Origin of the sequence: Micrococcus sp. HSID17227 (assembly GCF_003989405.1) — a bacterium.
GTDB classification, from domain to species: Bacteria; Actinomycetota; Actinomycetes; order Actinomycetales; family Micrococcaceae; genus Micrococcus; species Micrococcus luteus.
This window is the reverse complement of record NZ_RBLN01000413.1, coordinates 1-1,414: the sequence shown is the minus strand read 5'-3', so window position 1 is coordinate 1,414 and position 1,414 is coordinate 1. Positions and strand designations below refer to the sequence as shown.

Annotated in this window: 1 protein-coding gene; it reads left to right on the top strand. The window is 68.7% G+C overall.

The window, feature by feature from the left end:
- The first annotated feature begins 123 nt into the window (after nt 1–123).
- A complete protein-coding gene (locus D8M29_RS12315; protein ID WP_127435639.1) occupies nt 124–1,371 on the top strand; it encodes an IS256 family transposase in 1,248 nt (415 codons plus the stop codon).
- Nucleotides 1,372–1,414 lie beyond the last annotated feature (43 nt).

Here is a 1,414-nt window from a genome sequence, read left to right as displayed (position 1 = left end):
AGTTGAGCCCCGCATGATGGTGTAACGCTCGGTGGCCGAGTTCGTCGTTGCGGACGAGGGCGCGGCCACCGTGAGATCTTTCGAGTTCACCTCTCACAGCACCCTCGAAAGGACATCATCACGATGACCGCTCCTCACATTGTCGACCCCACCGGCCTGCTCGGTGAAGCCCTGTCCGAAGCCTCCCCGGATCTGATGCGCAGTCTGCTGCAGACGGTGATCAACGCGCTGCTCTCCGCCGACGCGGACGCAGTGGTCGGGGCCGAGTGGGGCAGACCTGCTCCCGAGCGGGTGACCCAGCGCAACGGCTACCGGCACCGCGACCTCGACACCCGCGTGGGCACGATCGACGTCGCCGTGCCGAAGCTGCGCGCCGGCACCTACTTCCCGGATTGGCTGCTGGAGCGGCGCAAGCGGGCCGAGTCCGCGCTGATCACCGTGGTCGCCGACTGCTACCTCGCCGGAGTCTCGACCCGCCGGATGGACAAGCTGGTGAAGACCCTGGGCATCAACTCCCTGTCGAAGTCCCAGGTCTCACGGATGGCCGGTGACCTCGACGAGCACGTGGAGTCCTTCCGCCACCGGCCCCTGGATCAGGCCGGTCCCTTCACGTTCGTGGCCGCCGACGCACTGACCATGAAGGTCCGCGAGGGCGGGCGGGTGGTCAACGCGGTCGTGCTCCTGGCCACCGGGGTCAACGGCGACGGCCACCGGGAGGTCCTCGGGATGCGGGTGGCCACGGCCGAGACCGGGGCGGCCTGGAACGAGTTCTTCGCCGACCTGGTGGCCCGGGGCCTGGGCGGGGTCCGCCTGGTTACCAGTGACGCCCACGCCGGGCTCAAGGACGCGATCGCGGCGAACCTGCCCGGGGCGTCCTGGCAGAGGTGCCGCACCCACTACGCGGCGAACCTCATGTCGATCTGCCCGAAGTCCATGTGGCCGGCCGTCAAAGCCATGCTGCACAGCGTCTACGACCAACCCGACGCCACAGCCGTGAACGCCCAGTTCGACCGGTTGCTGGACTACGTCGCCGAGAAGCTGCCGGCGGTGGCTGAGCACCTGGCCGATGCCCGTGAGGACATCCTCGCGTTCACGAACTTCCCCAAGGACGTCTGGGCCCAGATCTGGTCCAACAACCCCGCCGAGCGGCTGAACCGGGAGATCCGGCGCCGCACGGACGCGGTCGGGATCTTCCCCAACCGGCAAGCCATCGTCCGCCTGGTGGGGGCCGTGCTGGCCGAGCAGACCGACGAGTGGGCCGAAGGCCGCCGCTACCTGGGCCTCGAGGTCCTCACCCGCTGCCGGCTCACCACCGTCGCGAACACCGGAAGCGAGGTGACCACCGACCCCCTGACAGCCCTCACCGCCTGACCCCTACATGAAAGATCGCTACACCACTCCGAGGGGCTTGACC

What these genes read in the sequence shown, in the direction of transcription:
- D8M29_RS12315 (WP_127435639.1), top strand. Translation starts at nt 124, where the DNA reads ATGACCGCTCCTCACATTGTCGACCCCACCGGCCTGCTCGGTGAAGCC.